Source organism: Saccharopolyspora sp. (genome assembly GCF_017434145.1).
Lineage (GTDB): Bacteria > Actinomycetota > Actinomycetes > Mycobacteriales > Pseudonocardiaceae > Saccharopolyspora_C > Saccharopolyspora_C galaxeae.
On the sequence record NZ_JAFRFW010000573.1, the window covers coordinates 1 to 4,780 of the forward strand.

Here is a 4,780-nt window from a genome sequence, read left to right on the forward strand (position 1 = left end):
GCCGCCGCCGTCGGTGCCGATCGCCAGCGGCGCCATGCCCAGCGCGACCGCCGCGGCCGCGCCGCCGCTGGAACCTCCCGGCGTGCGCGCGGTGTCCCACGGATTGCGGGTGATGCCGTTCAAGGTGTTGTCGGTGACGCCTTTCCAGGCCAGTTCGGGCGTGGTGGTCTTGCCGACGAACACCGCGTTGTGCTCGCGCAGCCGCGCGACGGTGGGCGCGTCGACGGTCCAGCTCTGCGCGGGCTCGACGGTGCGGGAGCCGCGCAGCGTGGGCCAGTCCTTGGTCAGGAAGATGTCCTTGATCGAGGTGGGCACGCCGTCGAGCGCGCCGTCTGGTTCGCCGCGTGCCCAGCGGGCTTCGGAGGCGCGGGCCTGCTGCAGCGCGCGCTCGCGGTCGACGAGGCAGAAGGCGTTGACGGCCTGGTCGGCTTCGGCGATGCGGGCCAGGGTGGCTTCGGTCGCTTCGACGGGGGACAGCTCGCCGGTGTGGAAGCGGGCGAGTAGCTCGGTGGCGGTCAGATCGGCCGCGGAAACCGGGGTGGCGGTTGTCGCTGATGCCGCTGCTTCGGGGGTCGAGGTCATCGATCGCGCTCCGTTCCGCTGGTCTGGCCGCCGGCATCGCCGGGGCCGCTGACATAACCGCGTTGCTTGTCCACCACGTTGCGCAGCGGGCCACCTGCGGCGTAGCTGCGCAGGTTCTCCCGGAACAGCTGCACGAGTTCCTCGGTCCAGCCGACGGTGTCGCCGGACATGTGCGGTGAGACCAGCACGTTCGGCATCTCCCACAGCGGCGAGTCCTGCGGCAGCGGTTCGGTGTCGAACACGTCGAGCGCGGCGCCACCGAGCCGGCCTGCTTCGAGCGCTTCGACGAGGTCGGGTTGCACGACGAGTTCGCCGCGGCCGACGTTGATCAGCCGCGCGGTGGGTTTGCACCGGGCGAGGGCGTCGGCGTCGATGAGCCCGTGGGTCTGTTCGGTCAGCGGCGCGGCCAGCACCAGGTAGTCGACGTCGCCGAGGGCGAGGTCGGCGGAGGCTTGCACGGTGCCGAAGTCGGGGTCGTCGTCGCGGGCCACGCGGCCCGCTCCGGACACGCGCAGCCCCGCGGCGGAGAGCTGGGTGGCGATGGCGCGGCCGATCGGCCCGGTGCCCACGATCAGCGCGTGCTTGCCCGCGATGCGTTCGGTTTCGCGGTGCCGCCATTGCTTGCGGTCTTGCAGCCGGACGCTGGTGTGCAGGTCTTTGGCGAACGACAGCACCGTGGCCAGCACGTATTCGGCCATCGGCTGGTCGAACACGCCGCGGGAGTTGGTCACCGCGACCGCGGACTCCAGCATCTGCGGGAACAGCAGCCGGTCCACTCCGGCGCTGGCGGCGTGCACCCAGCGCAGCGCGTCGGCGCGGGCGAAGGATTCGGCGACCGCGTCGGAGCGGAAGTCCCAGACGAACAGCACATCGGCGCCCGGCAGGGCGGCGGGCAGTTCGGGTTCGGTGGCGTAGCGGACCGAGGCGATCTGTTCGATCCGGTCCATCACCGGGGGCGGGGTGCCCCCGTGCAGTACGACGACGGTCGGCGGGTGCTGGGTCATGAGCTGCCTTCGGAGTGGGCGGGGAGTGGGCGGCGCGTCGTCGCAGGCCGGGCCGTGCGGTACCGGGGATTGACACGCTAGAAAGCACTCGTAGGATTGTCAACAATCCGCAGGTACCCCGCCGGGCGGCGCCCGGCTGCGGTGGCACGTCTCCGGCCCGATGCAGGGCACGGCGTGGTCCCCATCGGCGGTGAGCCGAGTCAGGTGGGCGCGAGCCGAGACATGCGGAGACCCATGCACTCGCACCCTCACCGAAACGGAATTTCACCGATGCCCAGGTACCTGTCGATCACGCTGGAAAAGCGTGGCGTGTCCTGCGTCGCGGAGCTGCTGGACAAGGACGCACCCCGCACCTGCGAGGCCGTGTGGCAGGCGTTGCCGCAGGCCGGGCCGGTGCACCACGCGAAGTACGCGCGCAACGAGATCTACACGATGGTCCCGCGCTTCGCCGAGCGGGAGCCGGGCCAGGAGAACCCGACGGTCACGCCGATCCCTGGTGACCTGGTGTACTTCTCCTTCGACAGCGGGATGCTCGACCGCGAGTTCAAGCAGGAGAAGGACATCGACGAGCTGCCCGGCGTGATCGACCTGGCGATCTTCTACGGCCGCAACAACCTGCTGCTCAACGGCGATGTCGGCTGGGTGCCGGGCAACGTCTACGGCGCCATCGTGGAGAACCTGGGGCCGTTCGCGGAGGCGTGCAACGACGTGTGGCGTTCGGGCAGCGTCGGCGAGCGCCTGCGCTACGAACGCCACTCGGGCTGAGGCGGGCCGCCGCATGCCGGACGACTTCCTCGGGGCTGTGTCCGGTCCGGCGCCGCAGCGCGGTGTCGGCGTGGTCGCCCCGTTCGACCTGGCGATGGACCGCGAGCTGTGGCGGTGGGTGCCGGACGAGGTCACGTTGTACCTGACCCGCACGGCGTTCGTGCCGGTGCCGATGACGGTGGAGATGGCCTCGCTGATCTCCGACGAGGCCGCGGTGCACTCGGCCACCCGCGACCTGCTCTCACCGGAGCCGGAGGTGGTGGCCTACGCGTGCGCTTCGGGCAGCTTCGTCGACGGCGCGGCCGGCGAGCGCAACCTGGTCACGGTGATGCGCGAGGCCGGTGCGCCCGCCGCGGTGACCACCTCCGGTGCGCTGGTGCAGGCGCTGCACGCGCTGGGCACCAGGCGCATCGCGATCGCCACGCCATACGTGGAGAACGTGACCGAGCGGCTGGTGGGCTTCCTCGGCGAGCACGACATCGAAGTGGTCACCAGCGTGGGCCTGGGGTTGCTCGGTCAGATCTGGAAGGTCAACTACCGCCAGGTGGTCGACATCGTGCGCTCGGCGGATCGCCCGGAGGCCGATGCGATGTTCATCAGCTGCACGAACCTGCCGACCTACGACATCATCGGGCCGCTGGAGCAGGAACTGGGCAAGCCGGTGCTCACGGCCAACCAGGTCACGATGTGGGGCGCGTTGCACGCGATCGGGATGCCCGCGGTCGCGCCGCAGCAGCGCCTGGTGCAGGCCCTGGACGAGTCCGCGGCCTGAAACCGGTTACGAAAGCATTTCCGCTATTGGGATCGGCATCGGACCGTGCGGTAACATTGTCGACAATCGACCGCAGGTCCGGTGCCGTTTCGGTGGGGACGGTGCTCGCCTTCCCCACCGGACGAATCAAGGAGGGAGCTGCCGGTGCCGATCACCGCAGGGATTCTCTACCCCGGATACAGCGCCGAAGACGACTACCCCGCACTGGAGCGGATCTTCGGTGACCAGGTCCGGCTGCCGCTGGTGCACACGCTGATGCGGGAGGACGCTCACCGGGTGGACGCGCTGCTGGACGTCGGTTCGTCCGAGGTGCTCGCCGACGGAGCCCGGGAGCTGCTGGCGCACGGGGTGGACGCGGTCATCTGGGCCTGCACCAGCGGCAGTTTCGTCTTCGGCTGGGACGGTGCGCGCGACCAGGTCGAGAAGCTGCAGGCCGTGACCGGCTTGCCGACCTCCAGCACCTCGTTCGCGTTCGTGCACGCCGCGGCGCGGCTCGGGCTCGGCAGGGTCGCGGTCGCGGCGACCTACCCGTCGGAGGTGGCCGACCGGTTCGCCGACTTCCTGGCGCACGGCGGCGTCGAGGTGACCCGGCTGTCCAGCCGCGGCATCGTCACCGCCGCCGAGGTGGGCACGCTGGGCCGCGAGCAGGTGCTGGAGTTCGCCGCGGCCAACGACGACCCGACGGCGCAGGCGCTGCTGATGCCGGACACCGCGCTGCACACCGCGGCGTGGCTGGACGAGCTCGAGCAGCGCATCGGCAAACCGGTGCTGACCGCCAACCAGGTCAGCGCGTGGGAGGTCTTGCGGTTGGCCGGGGACAAAGGACCGCACGAGGGCCTGGGCACCCTGTTCCGGCAGTCCGGGACGACGGCGCAGCAGTGGGGAGCCGGCCCGGTTTCGAGCTGATGCGAGGAGATGATGTGAGGTGCTCGGTGTCGACGAGCAGAACCAGCACGGCGAGTTAGAGCCGGTGCAGCGCAAATCCACTGCCGCGATCGTGGCCGACCAGCTGCGCTCGGCGATCATGTACGGCTCGCTGCCGCCGGGCACGCAGATGGGCGAAGCGGAGCTGTCCTCGCGGCTGGGTGTGAGCCGCGGCCCGCTGCGCGAGGCGATGCAGCGCCTGGTGCAGGAAGGCCTGCTGCACAGCGAGCCGCACCGGGGATTGTTCGTCACGACGTTGGACGCCGACGACGTGGCCGACATCTACCTGGCGCGGCTGGCCGTGGAGCGGGCCGCCTGCGAGCGGATCATCCGCAAGCACCGGGTGGAAGCGGTCGCGGAGCTGACCGCGGCGCAGGCACGGATCGTCTCGGCCGCCGGGCGCGGCGACGCGATCGAGCTCAGCGACGCCGACCAGGAGTTCCACGAGACGCTGGTGCGCGTGTCCGGCAGCCCGCGGCTGCAGCGGATGGCGCAGACGCTGCTGGTGGAAAAGCGGATGTGCCTGACCGCGCTGCAGGACAAGTACACCGCCGATGCCCAGACCCTGGTCGACGAGCACACGGGGCTCGTCGACGCGATCGAGGACGGGGACGAGGTGCTGCTGCTGCAGCGGCTGGAGGCGCACATGAACGACGCGCTGGAACGCCTCAACGCCTACACCCCGCACCTGTCCGACGCCGCGCACTGATCCCGCGCGGCCAGGGCCCGACGA

At 70.7% G+C, this 4,780-nt stretch carries 6 protein-coding genes; 4 read left to right on the forward strand and 2 right to left on the reverse strand.

The window, feature by feature from the left end; translation table 11 throughout:
• Together IJH84_RS15835 and IJH84_RS15840 are read right to left on the reverse strand one after the other, a co-directional pair.
• On the reverse strand, positions 1-582 hold a 582-nt coding region (locus IJH84_RS15835; RefSeq protein ID WP_295145788.1), incomplete at its 3' end, for an amidase family protein.
• Entirely contained in the window at positions 579-1,586 is a 1,008-nt protein-coding gene (locus tag IJH84_RS15840) for a D-2-hydroxyacid dehydrogenase (protein WP_295145790.1), read from the reverse strand. The genes IJH84_RS15840 and IJH84_RS15835, both read right to left, overlap by 4 nt.
• Before the next feature lie 270 nt (positions 1,587-1,856).
• Between IJH84_RS15840 and IJH84_RS15845 the strand changes: the two genes are divergently transcribed.
• The 4 genes from IJH84_RS15845 (at position 1,857) to IJH84_RS15860 (ending at position 4,756) form a co-directional block, all read left to right on the forward strand.
• Entirely contained in the window at positions 1,857-2,351 is a 495-nt protein-coding gene (locus IJH84_RS15845; RefSeq protein WP_200072517.1) for a DUF3830 family protein, read from the forward strand.
• A gap of 13 nt (positions 2,352-2,364) precedes the next feature.
• Positions 2,365-3,123, forward strand: coding sequence for an Asp/Glu racemase (locus IJH84_RS15850; RefSeq protein ID WP_200072516.1), 759 nt, complete (start codon positions 2,365-2,367; stop codon positions 3,121-3,123).
• Positions 3,124-3,267: 144 nt separating this feature from the next.
• Positions 3,268-4,029 carry an aspartate/glutamate racemase family protein gene (locus IJH84_RS15855; RefSeq protein ID WP_200072515.1) on the forward strand — a complete coding sequence of 254 codons (762 nt, stop codon included), beginning with the start codon at positions 3,268-3,270 and terminating at the stop codon, positions 4,027-4,029.
• A gap of 19 nt (positions 4,030-4,048) precedes the next feature.
• On the forward strand, positions 4,049-4,756 hold the full coding sequence (locus IJH84_RS15860; protein WP_295145793.1) for a GntR family transcriptional regulator: 708 nt from the start codon (positions 4,049-4,051) through the stop codon (positions 4,754-4,756).
• Positions 4,757-4,780: the final 24 nt, after the last annotated feature.

Coding starts and splice junctions, on each gene's coding strand:
- IJH84_RS15845 (WP_200072517.1), top strand. CDS start 1,857: ATGCCCAGGTACCTGTCGATCACGCTGGAAAAGCGTGGCGTGTCCTGC.
- IJH84_RS15850 (WP_200072516.1), top strand. CDS start 2,365: ATGCCGGACGACTTCCTCGGGGCTGTGTCCGGTCCGGCGCCGCAGCGC.
- IJH84_RS15840 (WP_295145790.1), bottom strand. CDS start 1,586: ATGACCCAGCACCCGCCGACCGTCGTCGTACTGCACGGGGGCACCCCG.